Origin of the sequence: Paraburkholderia sp. BL23I1N1, assembly GCF_003610295.1 — a bacterium.
GTDB lineage: Bacteria > Pseudomonadota > Gammaproteobacteria > Burkholderiales > Burkholderiaceae > Paraburkholderia.
On sequence record NZ_RAPV01000002.1, the window covers coordinates 1013161 to 1033604 of the forward strand.

Here is a 20444-nt window from a genome sequence, read left to right on the forward strand (position 1 = left end):
CCCGGATACCCGGATTGTCCCCGATTTCTGCGCACCCCCGAGTTTCGGTTAAAGTGACGCGGTTAGCCGTTGCACTTGCAAGCCGGCGTGCCTCGTCGGCAGATCTGTCGTAAAACAGGAAGTCGAGGAGGAGTCAAAGATGCACATCGGAGTGCCAGCCGAGACGCGCGCGCACGAAACCCGCGTCGCCGCGACGCCCGAAACGGTCAAGAAGTACGTGACCCAGGGCCACCGGGTCACGATCCAGAGCGGCGCCGGCACCGGCGCGAGCTTTCCTGACGATGCTTTTACAGCCGCCGGCGCGGAAATTGTCGACGCGGCCACCGCTTTTGGGGCCGATCTGGTCCTCAAGGTCCAGTCCCCGACCGATGCCGAACTGCCGCTGCTCAAGCGCGGCGCGACGCTGGTCGGTATGCTCGATCCCTTTAATGCCGAAAACTCATCAAAGCTGGCGGCAGCGGGCATAACCGCGTTCGCTCTGGAAGCCGCGCCGCGTACCACGCGCGCGCAGAGCCTTGACGTGCTGTCGTCGCAGGCAAACATCGCGGGCTACAAGGCGGTGCTGCTGGCCGCCACGCTCTATCCGCGTTTCATGCCGATGCTGATGACCGCCGCGGGCACCGTGAAAGCAGCGCGCGTGCTGATTCTCGGCGCGGGTGTGGCGGGTCTGCAGGCGATTGCGACCGCCAAGCGCCTCGGCGCCGTGATCGAAGCGTCCGACGTGCGTCCGGCCGTCAAGGAGCAGATCGAATCGCTCGGCGCCAAATTTCTCGACGTCCCGAACGAAACCGACGAGGAGCGCGAAGCCGCGCAGGGTGTAGGTGGCTATGCGCGGCCGATGCCGCCTTCGTGGCTTGCGCGTCAGTCCGCACTGGTTCACGAGCGCGCGAAACAGGCCGATGTGGTGATCTCGACCGCCTTGATCCCAGGTCGCGCCGCACCGACGCTGATCTCGGTGGAAACCGTGCAGGCCATGAAACCCGGTTCCGTGCTGGTGGACCTCGCGGCAGGCCGGGGCGCGGAATACGAAGGCCGGCGCGGCGGCAACTGTCCGCTCACCGAAGCGGACCAGGTCGTCACGAAACACGGCGTGCAGATCGTCGGCTATACGAATCTGGCCTCGATGGTGCCCGCCGACGCGTCGTCTTTATACGCACGCAACCTGCTCGACTTCCTGAAGCTGATCATCAGCAAGGAAGGCGCCCTGAACATCGATCTCGCGGACGACATCGTCGCGGCCACACTTCTGGCCCGTGATGGTGAAGTCACGCGCAAGGCATAGCAACGATGTTGCATGGGACCAGAGTAAGCGCTAAAGCGCTAACTCTGGTCGACAAAGGAGAGAGAGGAATGGAAGTCATCAACCACACCGTCATCAACCTGATCATCTTTGTGCTGGCGATTTACGTCGGCTACCACGTCGTCTGGAACGTCACGCCCGCGCTGCACACGCCGCTGATGGCGGTGACCAACGCGATCTCGGCGATCGTGATCGTCGGCGCGATGCTGGCAGCTGGCCTCACCGTAGGCGACACCGGCAAGTTCTTCGGCACGCTGGCCGTCGCGCTCGCGGCGGTCAACGTGTTCGGCGGCTTTCTCGTGACGAGGCGAATGCTGGAGATGTTCAGGAAGAAAGAGCCGAAGAAGCTCCCCGCCGTTGCCAAGGAGAACGCGTAATGAGTCTGAATGTCGTCACGCTGCTTTATCTGGTCGCGTCGGTCTGTTTCATTCAGGCGCTCAAAGGGCTGTCGAATCCGAAGACGGCACGCACCGGCAATACCTTCGGCATGGTCGGGATGGCGATTGCGATCCTCACCACCATCGCGCTGATCGTCAAACAGGCTAATGCGCTCGGCTCGAATCTCGGGTTGGGGCTTGGTCTGCTGCTGGTCGCACTGGTGATCGGCGGCGCGATTGGCGCGTTCGTCGCCGCGCGCGTCGAGATGACCAAGATGCCGGAACTGGTCGCGGCAATGCACTCGCTGATCGGTCTTGCCGCCGTGTGTATCGCCTATGCGGTGGTGTCGGAGCCGTCCGCCTTCGGCCTCGTCGATCCGGACAATCCGATTCCGGGCTTCCTGCCGTATGGCAATCGCGTCGAGTTGTTCATCGGCACGTTCGTCGGCGCGATTACGTTCTCCGGTTCGGTGATCGCGTTCGGCAAGCTGTCGGGAAAGTACAGGTTCCGCCTGTTTCAGGGCGCACCGGTGGTTTATGCGGGACAGCATCTGATCAACCTGATGCTCGCGATCGCGATGCTCGGCTTCGGCGTGATCTTCTTCCTTACGCAATCGTGGCTGCCGTTCATCATCATGACGCTGATCGCGTTCGTGCTCGGCGTGCTGATCATCATCCCGATCGGCGGCGCGGATATGCCGGTGGTGGTGTCGATGCTCAACTCGTACTCGGGCTGGGCGGCGGCGGGCATTGGTTTCTCGCTGAACAATCCGATGCTGATCATCGCGGGCTCGCTGGTGGGTTCGTCGGGTGCGATCCTCTCGTACATCATGTGTCGTGCGATGAACCGCTCGTTCTTCAACGTGATTCTCGGTGGCTTCGGTAACGAGGCGGGTGCGGCTGCGGCGGGCGGATCGGTGGAGCAGCGTCCGGTGAAATCCGGTTCGGCTGATGATGCTTCGTTCATGCTCGGCAATGCGGAAACCGTGGTGATCGTACCGGGTTATGGTCTCGCCGTGGCGCGTGCGCAGCATGCGTTGAAGGAGCTGACCGACAAGCTGGTCGAGAAGGGCATCGAGGTGAAGTACGCGATTCACCCCGTGGCCGGCCGGATGCCGGGTCACATGAACGTGCTGCTCGCGGAAGCCGAAGTGCCGTACGACATGGTCTACGAAATGGACGATATCAACGGCGAGTTTGGTCAGGTCGACGTGGTGCTGGTGCTCGGCGCGAACGACGTGGTGAATCCGGCCGCGAAGAACGATCCGAAGTCGCCGATCGCGGGCATGCCGATCATCGAGGCCTATAAGGCGCGCACGGTGATCGTGAACAAGCGTTCGATGGCCGCGGGTTACGCCGGTCTCGACAACGACCTGTTCTACATGGACAGGACGATGATGGTGTTCGGCGACGCGAAGAAGGTGATTGAGGATATGGTGAAGGCGGTGGAGTAACGGGCTATGGTTCGCGCGGCCTGCCTCGCGGCGGGCCGCGCGAACCACCCGGCATGCAGCCTGGTTCACCGCGGCTTCGCATTCACATGCCGCATCAAATCCGCCAGCCGTCGTCCTTCCTGATCCGGATACGCTTCGAGCACCTGAAGATCCCGGATCTTTTCCAACCCGAAATTGCGAAAATCGCGGCGCAATTCGCACCATGCGCCGAGCGTCCAGCGCGCGCCCCAATACGCCAGCGCCAGCGGCCACACGCGCCGCTCGGTCGCCGCGCCATTTGCATCGGTATAGGCGAAACTCACCACCTGACGCGCGTCGATCGCCCGATGCAGCACGTCCACCCTGGCTGAAAATTCCGCCTTGATGTGAAACGACGGCGCGAAGATCGGCAGACGTTCGAGCGTTGCGCGCTTGTCGGCGGGCATTGCCGAGGCGATCTTCGCCAAGGCCCCGCGCGCGCCGCTCGCAAAGCCGGCGCCGCCCCACGATTCGAGCATCCGCGCGCCCGCTGCGAGCGCGGCGAGTTCGTCGACGGTGAAGGTGAGGGGCGGCAGGCTCGCCGCGCGGCTCAAGCGGTAGCCGATGCCCGCTTCGCCTTCGATTGGCACGCCTGACAATTGCAGATCGCGCACGTCGCGATAGACCGTGCGCAACGAGATATTCAGCCAGTCGGCGAGTTGTTGCGCGGTGGTCAGACGCCGTCCGCGTAGCAGTTCGGCGATCTGGAACAGGCGGTCGGCGCGGCGCGTCATCGTGGGCGTCTTGTAGAAAAGGACAGGGACTGTCCCGCGATGATAGCGCCGCATGCTGCGCTCCGGTCGGCGTTCCGCGCGGTGCCTGTCGGCGGCCGCGCTTATACGCCGCGTTGCGTGTTAGCCGTTTTAGCCGTTGGTCAGCGAATGCAGGCCGAGACGGTTGCCTTCCGTGTCGGTGAAGAACGCGATATAGCCGATGTCCTGCGGCAGTTTGATCACCGGGCCATCCGTCTTGCCGCCGGCTTTTTCGACGCGTGCGAGGGTGACGTCGACGGTCGGCCGGGCGTTCAGATAAACGAGCACGCCGTCGCCGGTTGGCTCCATCGACGGGCTATGGACGATCGCGCCGCCGGTGGCCGGTTCCTCGTAGCCGAAGATGGCGATTGGCTGGCCGCCGATTTCCTGGCGATTCAGTTTGACGTCGAGTGCGGCTTCGTAAAAGCGGACAGCGCGTTCGAAATCGACGGACGGAATCTCGAACCATGCAACTACTTTGGATGATGCGGACATGACACTCTCCTGTGAATGGCGGTAGGCCGTGCAAAGCGCCGGATGGCGTGAGGAGGAGTGTGCGTGGGGGCTACTGACAGCGTAGTGTCAGTAGGGCGTGGCGGGTGTCCAATACCGGGGTACCGGCGAAAAAAAACCGCGGACCTGGATCCGCGGTTTTTTCGATGCTGCTCTGCTCCAGCTTACGCTGCCGGCGTGTCGTTGTTCTGCGGCCGTTGCCGGACGCTGCCCGCAATCAGATCGAAGCGGAACAGCCGGCATTCGAGCGCGCCGTTGAAGAGCGGCGTTTTGGTCGACTCGCGCAGACGCAACTGGCCCGGCAGCTTACGATCCGAAGTGAGAATAAACGCGTGCCAGCCGGTGAAGCGCTGCTTCAGCGCATCGCCGAGCGATTGGAAAAACTCGCTGTCCGGGGTTTCTTCCTGAGCGCGGCGGAAGCTGTCGTCGTCGCGGCCTTCACGCGTGGCGCGGCCTTCGCGGATTTCGCCGCGCGCGTTGCGACCGCGCACTTCGATCCGCTCGCCATACGGCGGATTCGCGACGAGGATGCCCGGTTCAGCCGACGGCGCCGTCATGCCGCGCGCGTCGACCTGCTTGAGCGGAATCAACGGCAGACCGGCGCGCTGGAAATTCGCGCGCGCCTTGTCGAGCATGTCGCCGGAAATATCGCTGCCGAAGATCTGCAAATCGGCGCGCGAGTCGCGGCCGGCGTGTTTCGCGTCGAGCGCGGCGGCCTTCAGCGGTTGCCAGGTCTTGGCGTCGAACTGCTTGAGCTTCTCGAAGCCGAAGCGGCGCTCCGCGCCCGGCGCGATATTCAGCGCCACTTGCGCGGCTTCCGCGAGGAAGGTGCCGCTGCCGCACATCGGGTCGTACAACGGCGTGCCGGCGGTCCAGCCGGTCAGACGCAGAATGCCCGCCGCGAGGTTCTCGCGCAGCGGCGCCGCGCCCTTATCGAGCCGCCAGCCGCGTTTGAAGAGCGGATCGCCGGAGGTGTCGAGATACAGCGTGCAATCGGTGGCGGTGAGGAACGCGAACACGCGCACGTCGGGCATGGCGGTGTCGATGCTCGGACGCGCACCGCTTACTTCACGCAGGCGGTCGCAGATCGCGTCCTTGACACGCAGCGTTGTGAATTCGAGGCTGCGCAGCGGCGATTTGATCGCGGTGACGTCCACGCGCAGCGTTTCGTTCGCCGAGAACCACTGCTCCCAGCGCTGTTCGACCGCGAGCGCGTAAATGTCCTGTTCGCTGCGATACGGCCGATGCGCGATTTTCAGCAGCACGCGGCTCGCGAGGCGCGAGTGCAGGTTGGCGGCCATGCCGGCGGCCCAGCCGCCGCGGAAATGCACGCCGCCGGGCACTTGCGCGCCGGCCGTGAACGGCGCGCCGTTCAGGTGCTTCGCGGCAATTTCAGCGAGCTCGGTGGCGAGCGCGGCTTCAAGGCCGCGCGGACAGGGAAGGAAGAAATCGAAGGACATTGAGGTTGCCGGAAGGCGTTAGATAAGGCGCTATTGTACGCGGTCGGGGTGACGGGCCAGGCGGGGCTGTTCCCGGGGGCGCGGCGCCGCCGCCGGGGCGGCCCGCACGTGAGCGGAACGCGTGGCTTCGGGGGGGGCGCCCCGGCGCACGTGGGACGGCGTGGCAGCCGTTCGCTGGCGCCCCCGTGCGTGCTCTCTATTTGCTCTGAGGTGCCGCTTTGGCCGGCCACACCAGCTCCAGCGGATGCCGGAACACCCGCTGCCAGATCGCGCCACGCAGCGAGCGCACCGCATTGCGCCGCAAGTCGCGCGATTTCACCGCCATGTAGAAGGCGAGCGCAAAACTCGTGGCCACGTTGAGGATTGCCATGCTTCCGACCCCCGCAACCGCCCACCACAGTTCCGGCAACTTCAACGCGCCTTTGCCGAGCACGCCGATCGCCACGCCGATCGAGCCGGCGCTGAGCGTCACGTGACGCACTTCAAAGGCGAATGCGAAGGCGGTGAGGATCGCCGGCACGAGCCCGAGCATCAGGCCGAGCGTGATATTGCCCACCACGCCCGCCACATTCGTGCGGCAAAACGCTGCGAGCCGGGCCGCGCCGGCCGCGCCGAGCGTCAGGCGCAGGCGCCGGTTGTAGGCGAGCGCATCGGCTACGCGATGCAGGACGAACCAATTGTCCGCCCACCCCGACAGCAAACTGGAAGACCACAGCAGCACGCCGGTCAACGCGGCGTAGAACGGCGTCGGTCCCAGCAGTGAGAACGAGTGCAGCGTGGCGTGCGCCTTCTCCGGCGAGATGATGTTGGCGTTGAAAAGCGCGTGCCACAGCAATTGCACGCCGAAGCACACGGGAAACACCAGCAGCACGTTGCCGAGCACCGCGGCGGCTTGCGTACGCATGAGTGCGGTCACCGAACTGACGAAGCTGTCCACGCCTGCCGGCGTGCCGACGCCGTCCAGTTCACGGGCGAGGGTGGGCGCGGTCATCGCCGGTTGCTTGGTGGCGAGCGAGAAGTGCAGGAAGTGCATGAGGAGGAAGCTGGCCGCGTAGTTGATGCCGGCGAGCAGGCCTTCGACCATTGCTTGCAGATGCACACCGGTGATGGCGAATTTCACGCAGACTGTGACGACGGTCACGAGCCCGCCGCCGGCTGCCATGCGCAGCATCTTCAGGTATTCGGCGCGATCGCGCGCGATGTAGTGCTCGCCGGTATCGGCGCTGTACTCGACGACTTTGCGCGCCAGCAACGAGAAATTGCTGCGCACGAGATGGGCGACGCTCTGGCTCGCGTGATTCGCGTTCACCAGTTCGGCGGCGAGACGCGCACCGGCGTGCGGATCGTCCTGCGTCATCCAGGCGTCCAGCAGATGCTCGGCGCGCACGATGCGCATGCGCATCCGTTCGACCTGGAACACGATATCGACGCTGACGCCGTTGCGGTAGAGATGGGCGAAGACGTTGTCGGTGGCGCTGCGGCATTCGTCGAGCAGCAGGCGCAGATAGTTGACCTCATGCAGCAGCTTGTCTTGTGGGGCGCCTTCGCTGACTGCCTGATGGGCTGCTTCGACGGCGAGCATGGCGCGCGTGAGCCGGTAGAACGGCTGCTTTTCCATGGCGGCGCGGACATCGCCGGCATCGCGGAGATCGACTTCGCCGAGGCGGCTGCGGACGGTTTGCGACAGACCGGTCGAGCTGATCTGGCAGGTGAGGTTGTGCAGGGCGGCCAACAGGTCGAGCGAGAACGGGGCGATGTCACGTTGTTCGCTGTCGTCCTCGTCGAAGGCGAAGAGGTCGCGGATGCGGGTGAGCAGATCGGTTGGCAGATTGGCGATCCATTCGGCGTCGCGTTCCTGGCTGAACATCAGCGTGACGATCGCGCCCAGGTCGCGCCGGTTCGGCGCGGGCGGGATCAGTGAGGCTTCGAGGCGTTCGAAGAGTGCGCCGAAGAAGCCGGAGTGAACGGGCATGCCTGCATCGCAGAGAAGCGAGAGGCTGTCGCTTTCGCGGAGCAGCGCGCGGAGAATGCCGGCGACGTTGGCCTTCCAGGCCGGGTTACGGTCCAGCACGTGGAGGAGATAACGGATTCTTGTGTGTGCCGGGGATGAGCGTGATGGGTAGTTTTCGACGGTGCTGTCGAGTTGCTCGGGTTGGACTGCGCGGCCGCGGTGGATCCAGTGGGCGAGTTCGATCAGCCATTCACTGCGGTCCGGATAAGGCGCCGTCTTGTCGGCAATCGCTAGCAGTGCGTCCAGTTGGTGGCCGCCGTCGCGGGAGGCTCGCCATTTTTTTAGGAATCTTTTGAAGGAGGTGAACATTTTGGGTTTTTTGCCCTACGGGGTTGCTGGCTTTTTTGGCCTTTCCTTGAGTTGGTTGCCTGCTCGGCGCTTTTGGGTTGTTTGCGTGTGGCGTTGGCCTTTCCTTGTTTTGTTAGTGGTCTATTAGCGTTGCCCCTGTGCGGGGCGGCACCTACTTTTCTTTGCCTGCCGCAAAGAAAAGTAGGCAAAAGAAAGCGGCTCACACCGCCAGCTCATAAGCGGGTCCCCTGGCTCGGAGGGGGTAGTGGTGTATCTGGAATCCGTGCCCTCGCACATTCCGCTCCGGTGACAAGGCAGTCATTCTTCCGGCGGCGCTGCGCGCGCCGAAGGGTACTTCACCAAACCATCCGATCAGGTTTGCGCACGCTTTCAATTTGGCTCCGCAGATCACCGTCCCGCCGTGACCGCGCTTCGAGGCGAAGCCGATGGCCCCCACCACGCATGAACGACGCCCCATGGTTTCCCATGCATACCCGTCCGCGACGCACGTAGTGCGGAGTGGGAGCTGATGAGCCCTTAGTCACTCAAGCCGAATGTGCGAGGACACGGATTCCAGATGCACCACTACCGTGACTGCGCGAGGGACCCGCTTAAGAATTAGCGGTGTGAGCCGCTTTCTTTGCTTATCTTTCTTTGCGGCCCGCGCAAAGAAAAGTAGGTGCCGCCCCGCACAGGGGCAACGCTAATAGACCACTAACAAAACAAGGAAAGGCCAACCCCGTGGGCACCCAGACAAAAAGCACCGCGAAGACAAAAAAAGCCACTAACTACCGGCAGCGGTAGTCCCAACTGCAACAGCAGAAGGACACGCCGGCACGGCAAAACCAGCACCCTTAGCACCTCCAACCTTCCCCTGCGGAGCAACAGAAGCCATTCCCTGCACAGCAGCAGCAACCTGCAGCGCAATCCGCTGCAACGCAGCCCGATGCCCACTAACAAGCGCATCGTACCCGCCGCTAACCGGCTCACTCACCACACTCCGGCAGGTCATCACAGCCGTCCCACGCACAACCCGCACACTCCAGACCGCGTCGATCAACGCATGCGACCCCGGCCATGACTCGAACCGCTGCACATTCATGCTGACCCGGTACACCGGCGTGCTATCCGAATACGCCGTGCCATACACATCGATCGTGCCCAACTGCTGCGTCAAACTGGTCGACAAAGCCCGACGAATCTCGTCACCCGGCAACGAAGCCCAACGCTCCTCTTCGAGTACCTTGACCTGCGTCGGTCCCGTCTGCACCACAAGCTGATTCTTCGCCACCTGCGGCGGCACATCGATCGGCGCGACTTCGATCAGCCATGCCGGTGCAGCCGACGTCCGGGCGCTAACCGGCGCCGCAGAACCAGCAGGCGCACCGTCCGCGCCAAGCGTATAAAAGCGGCTGCTCGGCGACGAACACGCCGCCATCGCCATCAGTCCGGCCAGAGCACCGACATAAACAGCGCCGCGCACAAGCCCGCGCGGCGGGCGGGGGAGCCGGGCAAACATCATGGTTTATCTCCTGATTTACCGCGCAACAGCGATTCCGGATGACGCTCCAGATAATCCGACAGCGCATTCAGCGACTGCAACGTGCGTGTCAGTTCCTGCAACGCCTGATGAACATCCGACTGCAACGGCGAGTCCTGTTGCAACGTCGCCTGGGCCGAACCGAAGGTCTGCTTCGCCGCGGCCAAGGTGTCGCGCGCCTCCGGCACGACTTCCTTGTCGAGTCGCGCGAACAGCTGGTCGGCATTCTTCAGCGCGCTGTTCAGGTTCGAACCGATCTGGTCGAACGGCACCTTGTCGAGCTTCTTCGCGATGTCGGCAACCTGCACCTGCAGTTCGTCGAGCGAGTTCGGAATGGTCGGCAACTCGAGCGGATCACCCGTGACGTCGACCGTGGCCGGCGGCGCTTTCGGGAAGATATCGAGCGCCACGTACAACTGGCTCGTAATCAGATTGCCGGTGCGCAACTGGCCGCGCAGGCCGTGCTTCACGAGCTGCTGCAGCAACATTTGACCCGCCAGGGTGCCCGGCGTCGGTGCGGTTTCGCGGAAGCGCTTGCCGAGTCGGTCGGGGTACAGGTTCATCGTGACCGGCATCGTGAAGCTACGCGTCTTCGGATCGTAGTCGATGTTGATGTTGGTCACCTGGCCCAGCACGATGCCGCGGAAATCGACCGTCGCGCCGACCGACAGCCCACGCAGCGACTGGTTGAAGTTCATCACCACGCGCAACGGCACGCCGTCCGGTTCGCGCATTGCGTCCGCTTCATCCGAGCCGAGGCGGAACGTCATGTTGTTCGGCGCCTGCGCGCCCACGCCCTGGCCCGGCGGCGACTGGAACGACAAGCCGCCCACGATCACCGTCGCAAGCGACTGTGTATTCAGCCTGAAGCCGCTCGAGTCGAGCCGCAGATCGACGCCGCTCGCATGCCACCAGCGCGAATTGGTGCCGACGTACTGGTCGAACGGCGCCGACACGAAGACCTGCATCGTCACGCCGGTGCCATCTTTGTCGAGCGAAAAGCCGACCACCTGGCCAACCTGCACGCGCCGGTAGAAAATCGGCGAACCGATGTCGATCGAGCCGAGCGAGTCGCCATGCAGAACGAACTGGTGGCCCTTCTGGTCACCCGTAATAGGCGGCGGCGTTTCGAGGCCGACGAAGTTTTTCTCGGTATCGGGCGAATGGCCGGCGTCCGCGCCGATGTACGCACCCGAGAGCAGCGTGGTCAGTCCGGACACGCCGCTCGCGCCGACGCGCGGGCGCACCACCCAGAAGCGCGAATCCTTGACCGCGAAGTTTTCGCCTTCCTTGGTGAGCTGCACCTGAACCAGCACGTGCGACAGATCTTTCGAGAGCGTGATGGTCTTCACCGAACCGACGTCGACGTCCTTGTACTTGACCTTGGTCTTGCCGGGCTCGAGGCCCTCTGCGCTGACGAACGTGATCGTGATCGTCGGACCTTTTTCGGTTACCGACTTGATCACGAGCGCGACACCGATCAGCGCGGCGATCAGCGGGATCACCCAGACGAGCGAGGGCAGCCAGCGGCGGCGCGGCTCGATATCGGGGTCCGGCAATTGAGGAGGCAGCTTGGGTCCGTTCGAATCGTTGCGCGGCGCATCGGAGGCGGGCGTCGGTCCTTGCGGGCTAGTCATGGTCGAGGTCCTGAGGTTTTTGGGAACTGCTTTCCACGTTGTCCCAGATGAGCCGTGGATCGAATTGCATGGATGCCATCATCGTCAGAATCACCACGGAGCCGAAGGCGATTGCGCCTGGCCCGGCCGTGATCACGGCCAGCGATTTGAAACGAACCAGCGCGACTGTCAGCGTGACGACGAACACGTCGAGCATCGACCAGCGCCCGATCTTTTCGACCATCCGGTACAGCGTGGTGCGCTGATCCGGCCGCCAGCGCGAACGGCGCTGCGCGGTGACGGTGAGCAGCACGAGCACACTGAGCTTGAGCATCGGCACCATGATGCTGGCGATAAACACGATCACGGCCAACGGCCAGTCGCCCGAGGTCCAGAAGTACACGACACCGCTCATGATGGTGTCGTCTTCCGAGCCGAGCAGCGACGAGGTGTGCATCACCGGCAGCAAATTCGCGGGAATATACAGCAAGGCCGCCGCAATCAGCAGTGCCCAGGTGCGCATCAGGCTGTCAGGGTGGCGCGTGTGGAGGACTGCGCCGCAGCGTCCGCAGTGCTGCGGCGTGGCGGAGCGGATGCGCGGCTCGACGCGTCCGCACGCGTGGCACGCGACCATCCCCGCGCGTTTCGCAGTCACGTATTTCATCGTGCGTTCATCCCTGGTGCGGCGCCGGCGGCACGCCCGGCGGCAATGCGGATTGAACCGTGCCTTGTACATCAGGCGGCGCGGGCGGCCCGTTAAGCGAACTGCCGGCAACCGCCGCACTATCCGTGGTGGTGCCCGGCAGCGGTTTCTTGCTGCGTTCGCGCATTTCGTCGGCGAGGTCCCACAGCACGCGCGGATCGAACGTGACGACCACCGCGATCATCAGCGTCAGCACGCCGAATGCGAATAGCGCCGCTTCGGGAATCACGCGCGCGAGACTCACCATCTTCACGATGGTAATCAGCACGCCGAGCATGAACACTTCGATCATGCCCCACGGCCGCACGAATTGAATGGCCCGCAGCACGCGGTTGAAGGCGAGCGGCACGTAGCCGGCGCGCAGCGGGATCAGCACGTAAAGCAGCGCGACCAGCTCGGTCAGGGGGAACAGAATGGTCGAGCAGAACACCATGACGGCGACGATCTGCATGTCCTCGCCCCATAACGCGACGAGCGCGCCGAACAACGTGGTTTGCGAGGTGATGCCACTGGTTTCGAGTTCGACGATCGGGAAGGCCTGGGCGATGACGAAGGTGATCAGCGCAGCCAGTGTCATTGCGCAGATGCTGTCGAGCTTGCGGGAGATGCCGCTATAGAGCGTCGCGCCGCAGCGCGGACAGCGCGCGACCGCCCTTCCGGCAAGCCGGGGCTTGCGGACCAGCGTATCGCATTCATGGCACGCGATCAGGTTGTCATGTTCCATACGGCAGAAGGGCTAACCACGTGAGGAAAGGCGTGCAATGCCGAATTCAGGGCAGGGCTGAAGAAAGCGTGGAGCAATAGTACCAAACGCGCTTTGCTGCTGGGATGGCCGTTGCAAATGGTGCGGCGTGAGTCATGCGGTGTCGGCGTGGACACTAGTCTTACACAAACTCGACTGATTCTGACAGCCTCCGTCCCCAATTGTTCAACACAGCTTTGTACGTAGGAAAGTTTTCGTCCTGGCGGCTTCAGCCAGCTTTTTCCGCTTGCGGTAGCATGGCGGCCTTGGCGTGTGCCGCGGCCGCCATGTTGACTATCGACTCGCACGTTGCAGCATGCATGCGCATGCGTGGAATAGCGGAGCCAGCCGCGCCGTTAACTTCTCTTAGCTTGCGTTGATCTGTCATGTCACTCAATCCTTCTTTCGGTGGCCGGGAGTCGTACACGCGGACCGCTATCGCTTTTCACTGGCTGATCGCGCTCCTGATCGTATGCGGCTTCGCGCTCGGCTGGGTGATGACCGACATCCCCGGCTTCACGCCCACCAAGCTGCGCTACTTCTCCTGGCACAAATGGATCGGCGTGACGGTGTTCGCGCTCGCCGTGGTGCGCATTCTGTGGCGCGCCACCCACGGCGCTCCGCCGATGCCGCGCCGCATGCCGGCCTGGCAGCGCGGCGCGGCGCATCTCACGCACCTGCTGCTTTACGCGCTGATGATCGTGATTCCCGCCTCCGGCTATCTGTATAGCTCGGCGGCCAACGTGCCGGTGGTGTACCTCGGTCTGATTCCGCTGCCGCGCCTGATCGCACCGGATCCGCATCTCAAGGAGCTGCTGAAGAACGTGCACATCGCGCTGAATTACACCTTGCTCGTGCTGGTCGCGTTGCACGTCGCGGCGGCGCTCAAGCATCAATGGTTGGACCGCGACGGCCTGCTGTCGCGCATGCTCCCTTTCATCAAATAAGGATAACCATGAAAGTTTCGTTTTATCGCTACATGCTCGCCGCATTCGCAGCGGCTTCGCTGACCGCGGCCGGCAGTGCGCTTGCGCAGGTAGACGTCGCCAGGAGTTCGGTGACGGCAACCTCGAAGCAGATGAACGTGCCGGTGGAAGGCAAATTCGGTAAATTCACCGCGCAAGTGAAGTTCGATCCGGCAAAACCGGCCGATGGCAGCGCGCAGTTCAGCATCGATGTCGGCAGTTACGATCTCGGTGACGAAAGCTACAACGATCAGGTGCGCGGCAAGGACTGGTTCGACGCGAAGACCTATCCGACTGCGACCTTCGTGTCGAGCGCGATCGCCCCGGCCGGCGGCAATCAGTTCAAGGTCACCGGCAAGCTGACCATCAAGGGTAAATCGCAGACCGTCGTGGTGCCGGTCACGGTCGCCCAGCAGGGCGCGACGCAGACGTTCGACGGGTCGTTGCCGATCAAGCGCTCGCAATTCGACATCGGCACCGGCGAATGGAAAGACACTTCGGTGGTCGCCGATGACGTGGTGATCAAGTTTCATATCGTCGCAGCACACAAGTGACGTTCGCCGCGCTCTTTGAGCGCGGCCGCTTTCCTTCAAGCATTCAAGAAACACAAGGAGCCTGAATTGAAAACTTCCCTGTTGATCGCCGTCGGCGCATTGGCCTCTTCTGTCTCGCTCGGTGCGTTTGCCGCCGCCGACACTTATCAACTCGACCCGACCCACACGTATCCGAGCTTCGAGGCGGACCACTTCGGCGGCCTCTCGGTGTGGCGCGGCAAGTTCACCAAGACGTCGGGCACGGTTACGCTCGACCGCGCGGCGAAAACCGGCACGGTGGATGTGACGGTTGATCCGGCCTCGGTCGAGACCGGCAACAGCAAGCTCGACGAGCATGTGAAATCGGACGAATTCTTCGACGTCGCCAAGTATCCGTCGGTGACCTACAAAGGGACTGATATCAAGTTCGACGGCGACAAGCCAGTCGAAGTGGTCGGCAGCCTGACGATGCATGGCGTGACCAAGCCGCTGAATCTGAAGGTCGAATCGTTCAAGTGCATGCCGCATCCGGTGCTCAAGCGCGAAGTATGCGGTGTGGAAGCGAGCGCGCATTTCAACCGCGGCGATTTCGGCATGGATTTCGGCGCCAGATATGGCTTCAGCTTGGATACCAAGCTGCATATTCAGGCAGAGGGCATCAAGCAATAAGCGCTTTAACGCGCTTTAACGCGCCTTTCGCCGGGTCGTATTGAGTACCGCTTATGGCGCTGCCGTTGCGCCGCAACAAAAAACCGCTTCGTTCGCTTTCGCGATGAAGCGGTTTTTTATTGCCCGGTTGAACCACGGGAAGCCTTGTGCAGCGGTCACGGGTCATTTGCCGCTCGCGCTGGTTTAATTTTTCAGGTACACAGAGCGCTGGTTCCGTACTGGTTGTGCGCGCACCCAGTCGGGCAATATCCGGCGTAAGACCTGCGTCAATAATATTTCGCGCGCATTGGAGATCTGCATGAATGCAACGACATCGGCAAGCCTGGCGGGGAGCCGGCAGAATTCGTGGCGCGCGGTGGTCGCCGCCTCGATCGGTAACGCGCTGGAATGGTTCGATCTGGTGGTGTACGGTTTTTTCGCGGTCATCATCGCGAAGCTGTTTTTCCCGGCGGGTAACGACACCGTTTCGCTGCTGCTGACGCTCGGCACCTTCGGCGTGTCGTTCTTCATGCGGCCGCTCGGCGCGATCGTGATCGGTGCTTACGCCGACCGCGCCGGACGCAAGGCGGCGCTCACGCTGTCGATCCTGCTGATGATGTGCGGCACGCTGGTCATCGCGGTTCTGCCGACGTATCAGAGCATCGGCATTGCCGCGCCCGTGATTCTCGTCATGGCGCGACTGATGCAAGGCTTTTCGGCTGGCGGCGAGTTCGGCAGCGCCACGGCTTTTCTCGCGGAACACGTGCCGGGGCGGCGGGGTTTCTTCGCGAGCTGGCAGGTCGCGAGCCAGGGGCTCACCACGCTGCTCGCGGCCGGCTTCGGCGTGCTGCTGACCGGCAAGCTGTCTCCGGAGCAGATGGCTTCATGGGGCTGGCGCGTGCCGTTTTTCTTCGGTCTGCTGATCGGGCCGGTCGCGTGGTACATCCGCACCAAACTCGACGAAACGCCCGAGTTTCTCGCGGCGGAAACCACCGCGACGCCGCTGCGCGATACCTTCACCAGCCAGAAGCTGCGCCTCGTGATTGCGATCGGCGTGGTGGTGCTCGGTACGGTGTCGACCTATCTGGTGTTGTTCATGCCGACGTACGGTGTGAAGCAATTGGGGTTGGCGCCTTCGGTTGCGTTTGCGGCGATTGCGCTGACCGGCGCGATCCAGATGGTGTTTTCGCCGCTGGTCGGTCATCTGTCGGACCGCCACGGGCGTACCACGATCATGCTGATCTCGGCGCTGCTGCTTCTCATCCTGATCAATCCGGCCTTTGTGTATCTGGTCGCGCATCCGACCTTCGGCACGCTGATCGCGCTGCAGATCGTGTTCGGCTTTCTGATGACGGGCTACTTCGCGGCGCTGCCGGGTTTGCTCTCCGAGATGTTCCCGGTGCAGACGCGGACGACCGGCATGTCGCTGGCCTATAACATCGCCGTGACGATCTTCGGCGGCTTCGGGCCGTTCATCATTGCGTGGCTGATCAGCTTCACGGGGTCGAAGGCCGCGCCGAGCTACTACATGATTTTTGCGGCGGGCGTGAGCCTGGTGGCGTTGATGGCGGCGCGGCGCAAGCTTGGGTTTCGCTAAAGCGCGGCAAAGGCGGTAAACGCCAAAAGGCCGGTTCGAGAGAACCGGCCTTTCTTATTGTGCGCCGAGCATGCGCAACAGCTTGGGGGTGTGAGTCCCCTGTCCAACCTGATGGTGGTGAAGGACTAGCGAAACGCAAGGGCGTCGTCGTGAGGCGGGGTCTGAAGGAAGCGTGTAGCAAAGCCATGACCTGACGAACAGAAACCAGATGCGAGGCCTACCTGGCCGGACGAGCAAGCAATTGATTGCGAAGTCCATAGCCATCAAGGGCTGGGGTGGTAGATCTGGCAGGTGTGTGGGGAAGGCGGTTGCGCTTACCTCGGGAGGCCTGCACGGCGTCCTGAAATGAGGACTGAGCGGCTCGCAAGGGCCGTTGACCACCGTGCAGGAGTCAGCAGAGGGCATATTGTGCGCTGGGCAGCGCGTTGTTCCGGAGGGTTGAAGTCCCTCTGGCGCTCGGATGAGGGGCGCCATATCCGAAAGCGGGGGTAATGCCTCGCTGGCCGGAGAGAGGTGGGAAGGTATGGAGACGTCTAACCGGGCACGAAGGCGAAAGCCGGAAACGGACAAGGCGGACCTGAAGCCATCATCTCGCAGTACTCCGGAGGGCAGGGTGTCCGCCGCGAGGCGGAATCCGAAGGGCATGAGGAGAAGTACCGGGCCGTAGTCGATGGGGGCTGCCCCGATGACGAACCGGTCGGCCAAAGGTGGGGTAAGGTCGAGCCTGCACTATGGAGGCGAAGGCGTTCTCATTCACCCACCGCACCAAGGTGTTTGCGGACGGCACGGTACGGAAGAACAGCGTGTGACCCCAGGAGAACTGGCACAGTCCGCGGGTGGCACCGCGGGAAGTGAGCCTATAAGCGAGGAGCGAAGTGGCGAGCGGTGCTGTGTCAGTAGTCGGACGGCTGAGTAGTACCTGAAGCGTGGCCAAAACTACGTGACCGAGCGATCGGCGACAGAAGTGGGTCGGGGAAGGCAGCCGGCGAAGATGATTGGGAAGAACCCGGACGACAGTGAGTAAGGACACGGAGGAGGATCAGTTCCATGAGCGAAATACCCGTACATCCGCGCCCGAGGAGACTGTCTGACTGGATCAACCCGATGGAAGCAAGGAAGGTCCACTCATTAATTGACAAGGTTTATCAACGGAAGAATCTGGAAGTCGCCTGGGAGCGGGTCCGGGCCAACCGTGGCAGTGGCGGTGTCGATGGAATCAGCGTGGCAGACTTTGCCGAACAGGCGGACCATCATCTGGACCGTCTGCAGGCAGAATTGCGTGCGCGGACCTATCAGCCGCAACCGGTCCGGCAGGTCTCGATCCCGAAAGTCGGCAAACCGGGGGAGTTCCGCAATCTCGGCATACCGTCGATTTACGATCGCGTATGTCAGCAGGCGCTGCTCAACCGTCTGGAGCCGATCTTCGAGCCGGTATTCGACGAGGCCAACTTCGGGTATCGGCGAGGGCGATCGACACACGACGCTTTGCGCAAGATCTGGAGGGAGATCGAGGGCGGCAGGGAATGGATTGTTGATGCTGATCTGAAGGACTTCTTTGGATCAGTTGACCATGACAAACTTCTGTCGCTCATTGCCCAGCGCATCGCTGACGGTCGGGTACTAAGCCTGATCAAGGCGATGCTTAAAGCCGGTAGTTTCGGCAAGGGTCGTCTCTTTCCGAGCGAGCGTGGAACGCCGCAAGGTGGGGTAGCTTCACCGCTGCTCAGCAATATCCTCCTGACGCCGTTTGATCGGGAGATGCGGCTTAAGGGCTACCAGCTTACCCGTTACGCGGATGACTGGGTGATCACCTGTTCATCCCAGGCAGAAGCGCGCGCAGCCATCGCGGCGGCGACGAAGATTCTGAGCGCACTGGGTGTGCAACTCCATCCGCAGAAGACGCGGATCGTGCATGTCCGGTTTGGATTCGAGTTTCTCGGCTACAAGATCAAGCGTGGGCGGCAGTTATCGCTGCCCACGGCCAAAATCCGCAGTGGCGCCCGATCGGGTGCGCTGTACGCGTACCCCCGGGAGAAATCGGTCCAGCGCTTCATGGATCAGGTGCGTCGTCTTACAAAACGATGTGTGCCGCTTCGAACTCGGGAGCTGATTGGACGGCTCAATCCCATCCTGCGGGGCTGGGGGCACTACTACAAGCGCTCCCACGTCCGGCGAATCTTCAACCGGCTCAACCGATGGATCGTGCGGCGCATCTGGTCGCATCGATTCAAGCGCTGGCGCAACATGGGCTGGAAGGTCTTGCCCGAGGCGCGGCTCTATGGCGAGTTCGGGTTGGTCAACCTTGTGCAACTGATACCTTCTCTTGCGTCCCAGCATGCTGCATCTTCGTGAAAGCTGCATGCCGGAAAACGGCACGTGCAGTTTGGGCGGCGGACGGAGGCCAGCGCGTCAGCGCGCCTCCTCCGACCCAACAGGGCGGCGACGCCTGAAGGCCCGAACGGAAAGGAGCGGCGAGTAAGCCGGAGAACTCGACATGGGAGCGCAGCAGAAAACGCATCGCGTCCTCGACAGCGGAGGCAGGGGTGAAGCTCCGATGGCTGCTGATCGAGGGGCTGAACCTATGGCGGCGAACCCCGAGTCTGAAAGCCCGTCGGCATATGACCGACTGATGGAAGAAGTCTGCGAAAGGGGGAACCTGAAGCAGGCGTTGAAGCGTGTGAAAGCTAACAAGGGCGCACCGGGCGTGGACGGGATGACCGTTCAGGCATTACCGGCGTACCTGCGGGAGCATTGGCCGTCGATACGGGCCACGCTGCTGAACGGCACATACCAGCCTCAACCTGTGAGACGGGTCGAGATACCCAAGCCGGATGGCGGTGGCGTGCGCAAGCTCGGCATCCCTTCTGCGCCTGACCGATTCGTCCAGCAGGCGGTCTTGCAGGTGTTGCAAAGGCAGTGGGACCCGACGTTCTCGGACTCCAGCTACGGTTTCCGTCCGGGACGCTCGGCGCATCAGGCAGTGGCGCAGGCGCAAAGCTACATCCAGTCGGGGTATCGATGGGTTGTAGATTTGGATCTGGAGAAATTCTTCGATCGCGTGAGCCACGACATCTTGATGAGTCGGGTGGCAAAACGGGTTAGTGACAGACGCGTTCTGAAGCTGATTCGCTCCTTCCTGACGGCGGGCGTGATGGAGCACGGGCTGGTTGGTGCGACGGACGAGGGCACCCCCCAGGGTGGTCCCCTGTCGCCGTTGTTATCCAATCTGATGCTCGACGATCTTGACCGGGAGCTTGAGCGACGCGGGCTGCGTTTCGTGAGGTACGCCGACGATTGTAACGTCTATGTACGCAGCGAACGCGCGGGCCAGCGGGTGATGGCGGGGCTGAAAGCCTTCCTCACCGGCAAGCTGAAGCTGAAGGTCAATGAAGCGAAGAGCGCCGTCGCACGGCCACACACGCGGAAGTTTCTGGGCTTCACCTTCTCGGGGCGGGAGCAGATCAAACGGCGCATTGCGCCCAAGGCACTGGCTCGCTTCAAGGATCGGGTCCGGGAACTGACTCAACGCACGCGCGGGGTCAGCGTCGACCAGATGATCGGCGCGCTGAAACGTTATCTGGCAGGGTGGCGGGGCTACTTCGGTTTCTGCGAAACGCCCAGCGTTCTGCAACGCCTGGATGAATGGATACGCCGCCGCATCCGCTGCTTCTTCTGGAAGCAGTGGAAACGGGGCCGCACAAGATTCCGGGAGCTGACAGTACGCGGCGTCAGCCGAAACCTTGCTGCCCAGACGGTCGGTTCGCCACACGATGCGTGGCGGCTGAGTTGCAGTCCCGCGCTGGGCATCGCCTTGTCAAACCGTTACCTTCGCTCGCTGGGGCTTCCATCACTAAGGCCATAGTCGATTAACCGATCCGAACCGCCGTGTACGGACCCGTACGCACGGTGGTGTGGGAGGGGTCGGGC

Annotated in this window: 19 protein-coding genes; 9 read left to right on the top strand and 10 right to left on the bottom strand. The window is 62.7% G+C overall.

Annotation, left to right across the window (positions count from 1 at the left end):
* Window positions 1–139: 139 nt before the first annotated feature.
* From B0G76_RS37215 to B0G76_RS37225, 3 genes are all read left to right on the top strand, one after another.
* Window positions 140–1282, top strand: coding sequence for a Re/Si-specific NAD(P)(+) transhydrogenase subunit alpha (locus B0G76_RS37215; RefSeq protein ID WP_120297693.1), 1143 nt, complete (start codon window positions 140–142; stop codon window positions 1280–1282).
* Between the two features lie 68 nt (window positions 1283–1350).
* Window positions 1351–1677, top strand: coding sequence for an NAD(P) transhydrogenase subunit alpha (locus tag B0G76_RS37220; protein ID WP_063494792.1), 327 nt, complete (start codon window positions 1351–1353; stop codon window positions 1675–1677).
* On the top strand, window positions 1677–3131 hold the full coding sequence (locus B0G76_RS37225; protein WP_120297694.1) for an NAD(P)(+) transhydrogenase (Re/Si-specific) subunit beta: 1455 nt from the start codon (window positions 1677–1679) through the stop codon (window positions 3129–3131). The genes B0G76_RS37220 and B0G76_RS37225 overlap by 1 nt, the downstream gene beginning before the upstream one ends.
* A gap of 65 nt (window positions 3132–3196) precedes the next feature.
* Here B0G76_RS37225 and B0G76_RS37230 read toward each other — a convergent pair whose 3' ends face one another.
* From B0G76_RS37230 to B0G76_RS43175, 9 genes are all read right to left on the bottom strand, one after another.
* Window positions 3197–3937, bottom strand: coding sequence for a YafY family protein (locus B0G76_RS37230; RefSeq protein WP_120297695.1), 741 nt, complete (start codon window positions 3935–3937; stop codon window positions 3197–3199).
* A gap of 75 nt (window positions 3938–4012) precedes the next feature.
* Window positions 4013–4396, bottom strand: coding sequence for a VOC family protein (locus tag B0G76_RS37235; RefSeq protein ID WP_120297696.1), 384 nt, complete (start codon window positions 4394–4396; stop codon window positions 4013–4015).
* 182 nt (window positions 4397–4578) lie between these two features.
* Window positions 4579–5874: a class I SAM-dependent RNA methyltransferase gene (locus B0G76_RS37240; protein WP_120297697.1), complete on the bottom strand. Its 1296-nt coding sequence runs from the start codon at window positions 5872–5874 to the stop codon at window positions 4579–4581.
* A 196-nt stretch (window positions 5875–6070) separates the two neighbouring features.
* On the bottom strand, window positions 6071–8194 hold the full coding sequence (locus tag B0G76_RS37245) for a site-specific recombinase (RefSeq protein WP_120297698.1): 2124 nt from the start codon (window positions 8192–8194) through the stop codon (window positions 6071–6073).
* A gap of 763 nt (window positions 8195–8957) precedes the next feature.
* Window positions 8958–9695: a membrane integrity-associated transporter subunit PqiC gene (locus tag B0G76_RS37250; RefSeq protein WP_120297699.1), complete on the bottom strand. Its 738-nt coding sequence runs from the start codon at window positions 9693–9695 to the stop codon at window positions 8958–8960.
* A complete protein-coding gene (locus B0G76_RS37255; protein WP_120297700.1) occupies window positions 9692–11350 on the bottom strand; it encodes an intermembrane transport protein PqiB in 1659 nt (552 codons plus the stop codon). The genes B0G76_RS37250 and B0G76_RS37255 overlap by 4 nt, the downstream gene beginning before the upstream one ends.
* Complete coding sequence (locus B0G76_RS37260; RefSeq protein ID WP_120297701.1) at window positions 11343–11993, bottom strand: paraquat-inducible protein A; 651 nt, start codon at window positions 11991–11993, stop codon at window positions 11343–11345. Before B0G76_RS37260 ends, B0G76_RS37255 begins: the two co-directional genes overlap by 8 nt.
* Before the next feature lie 7 nt (window positions 11994–12000).
* Window positions 12001–12756 (bottom strand): paraquat-inducible protein A, encoded by a 756-nt coding sequence (locus B0G76_RS37265; protein ID WP_120297702.1) that lies wholly within the window; start codon window positions 12754–12756, stop codon window positions 12001–12003.
* A gap of 247 nt (window positions 12757–13003) precedes the next feature.
* On the bottom strand, window positions 13004–13162 hold the full coding sequence (locus B0G76_RS43175; protein WP_183082288.1) for a hypothetical protein: 159 nt from the start codon (window positions 13160–13162) through the stop codon (window positions 13004–13006).
* On the opposite strand from B0G76_RS43175, the gene B0G76_RS37270 reads away from it, so the two are divergent.
* The 3 genes from B0G76_RS37270 (at window position 13161) to B0G76_RS37280 (ending at window position 14941) form a co-directional block, all read left to right on the top strand.
* Window positions 13161–13721, top strand: a complete 561-nt coding sequence (locus B0G76_RS37270; protein ID WP_120297703.1) for a cytochrome b — start codon at window positions 13161–13163, stop codon at window positions 13719–13721. The two genes, B0G76_RS43175 and B0G76_RS37270, sit on opposite strands and share 2 nt — an antisense overlap.
* Window positions 13722–13729: 8 nt before the next feature.
* On the top strand, window positions 13730–14293 hold the full coding sequence (locus tag B0G76_RS37275; RefSeq protein ID WP_120297704.1) for a YceI family protein: 564 nt from the start codon (window positions 13730–13732) through the stop codon (window positions 14291–14293).
* A 78-nt stretch (window positions 14294–14371) separates the two neighbouring features.
* A complete protein-coding gene (locus tag B0G76_RS37280) occupies window positions 14372–14941 on the top strand; it encodes a YceI family protein (protein WP_120298078.1) in 570 nt (189 codons plus the stop codon).
* Here the strand turns inward: B0G76_RS37280 and B0G76_RS43180 are convergent.
* Window positions 14931–15107 carry a hypothetical protein gene (locus tag B0G76_RS43180; RefSeq protein WP_183082289.1) on the bottom strand — a complete coding sequence of 59 codons (177 nt, stop codon included), beginning with the start codon at window positions 15105–15107 and terminating at the stop codon, window positions 14931–14933. The two genes, B0G76_RS37280 and B0G76_RS43180, sit on opposite strands and share 11 nt — an antisense overlap.
* A gap of 132 nt (window positions 15108–15239) precedes the next feature.
* Between B0G76_RS43180 and B0G76_RS37285 the strand changes: the two genes are divergently transcribed.
* The 3 genes from B0G76_RS37285 (at window position 15240) to ltrA (B0G76_RS37295) (ending at window position 20379) form a co-directional block, all read left to right on the top strand.
* Complete coding sequence (locus B0G76_RS37285; protein ID WP_120297705.1) at window positions 15240–16517, top strand: MFS transporter; 1278 nt, start codon at window positions 15240–15242, stop codon at window positions 16515–16517.
* Between the two features lie 1047 nt (window positions 16518–17564).
* Window positions 17565–18869, top strand: a complete 1305-nt coding sequence (ltrA, locus tag B0G76_RS37290; RefSeq protein ID WP_120297706.1) for a group II intron reverse transcriptase/maturase — start codon at window positions 17565–17567, stop codon at window positions 18867–18869.
* 142 nt (window positions 18870–19011) lie between these two features.
* On the top strand, window positions 19012–20379 hold the full coding sequence (gene ltrA / locus B0G76_RS37295; protein ID WP_120297707.1) for a group II intron reverse transcriptase/maturase: 1368 nt from the start codon (window positions 19012–19014) through the stop codon (window positions 20377–20379).
* Window positions 20380–20444: the final 65 nt, after the last annotated feature.

Coding starts and splice junctions, on each gene's coding strand:
- B0G76_RS37275 (WP_120297704.1), top strand. CDS start 13,730: ATGAAAGTTTCGTTTTATCGCTACATGCTCGCCGCATTCGCAGCGGCT.
- B0G76_RS37235 (WP_120297696.1), bottom strand. CDS start 4,396: ATGTCCGCATCATCCAAAGTAGTTGCATGGTTCGAGATTCCGTCCGTC.
- ltrA (WP_120297706.1), top strand. CDS start 17,565: ATGAGCGAAATACCCGTACATCCGCGCCCGAGGAGACTGTCTGACTGG.
- B0G76_RS37250 (WP_120297699.1), bottom strand. CDS start 9,695: ATGATGTTTGCCCGGCTCCCCCGCCCGCCGCGCGGGCTTGTGCGCGGC.
- ltrA (WP_120297707.1), top strand. CDS start 19,012: ATGGGAGCGCAGCAGAAAACGCATCGCGTCCTCGACAGCGGAGGCAGG.
- B0G76_RS43180 (WP_183082289.1), bottom strand. CDS start 15,107: ATGACCCGTGACCGCTGCACAAGGCTTCCCGTGGTTCAACCGGGCAAT.
- B0G76_RS37270 (WP_120297703.1), top strand. CDS start 13,161: ATGTCACTCAATCCTTCTTTCGGTGGCCGGGAGTCGTACACGCGGACC.
- B0G76_RS37230 (WP_120297695.1), bottom strand. CDS start 3,937: ATGCGGCGCTATCATCGCGGGACAGTCCCTGTCCTTTTCTACAAGACG.
- B0G76_RS37225 (WP_120297694.1), top strand. CDS start 1,677: ATGAGTCTGAATGTCGTCACGCTGCTTTATCTGGTCGCGTCGGTCTGT.
- B0G76_RS37215 (WP_120297693.1), top strand. CDS start 140: ATGCACATCGGAGTGCCAGCCGAGACGCGCGCGCACGAAACCCGCGTC.
- B0G76_RS37220 (WP_063494792.1), top strand. CDS start 1,351: ATGGAAGTCATCAACCACACCGTCATCAACCTGATCATCTTTGTGCTG.
- B0G76_RS37265 (WP_120297702.1), bottom strand. CDS start 12,756: ATGGAACATGACAACCTGATCGCGTGCCATGAATGCGATACGCTGGTC.
- B0G76_RS37285 (WP_120297705.1), top strand. CDS start 15,240: ATGAATGCAACGACATCGGCAAGCCTGGCGGGGAGCCGGCAGAATTCG.
- B0G76_RS37240 (WP_120297697.1), bottom strand. CDS start 5,874: ATGTCCTTCGATTTCTTCCTTCCCTGTCCGCGCGGCCTTGAAGCCGCG.
- B0G76_RS37260 (WP_120297701.1), bottom strand. CDS start 11,993: ATGAAATACGTGACTGCGAAACGCGCGGGGATGGTCGCGTGCCACGCG.
- B0G76_RS37245 (WP_120297698.1), bottom strand. CDS start 8,194: ATGTTCACCTCCTTCAAAAGATTCCTAAAAAAATGGCGAGCCTCCCGC.
- B0G76_RS37255 (WP_120297700.1), bottom strand. CDS start 11,350: ATGACTAGCCCGCAAGGACCGACGCCCGCCTCCGATGCGCCGCGCAAC.
- B0G76_RS43175 (WP_183082288.1), bottom strand. CDS start 13,162: ATGACAGATCAACGCAAGCTAAGAGAAGTTAACGGCGCGGCTGGCTCC.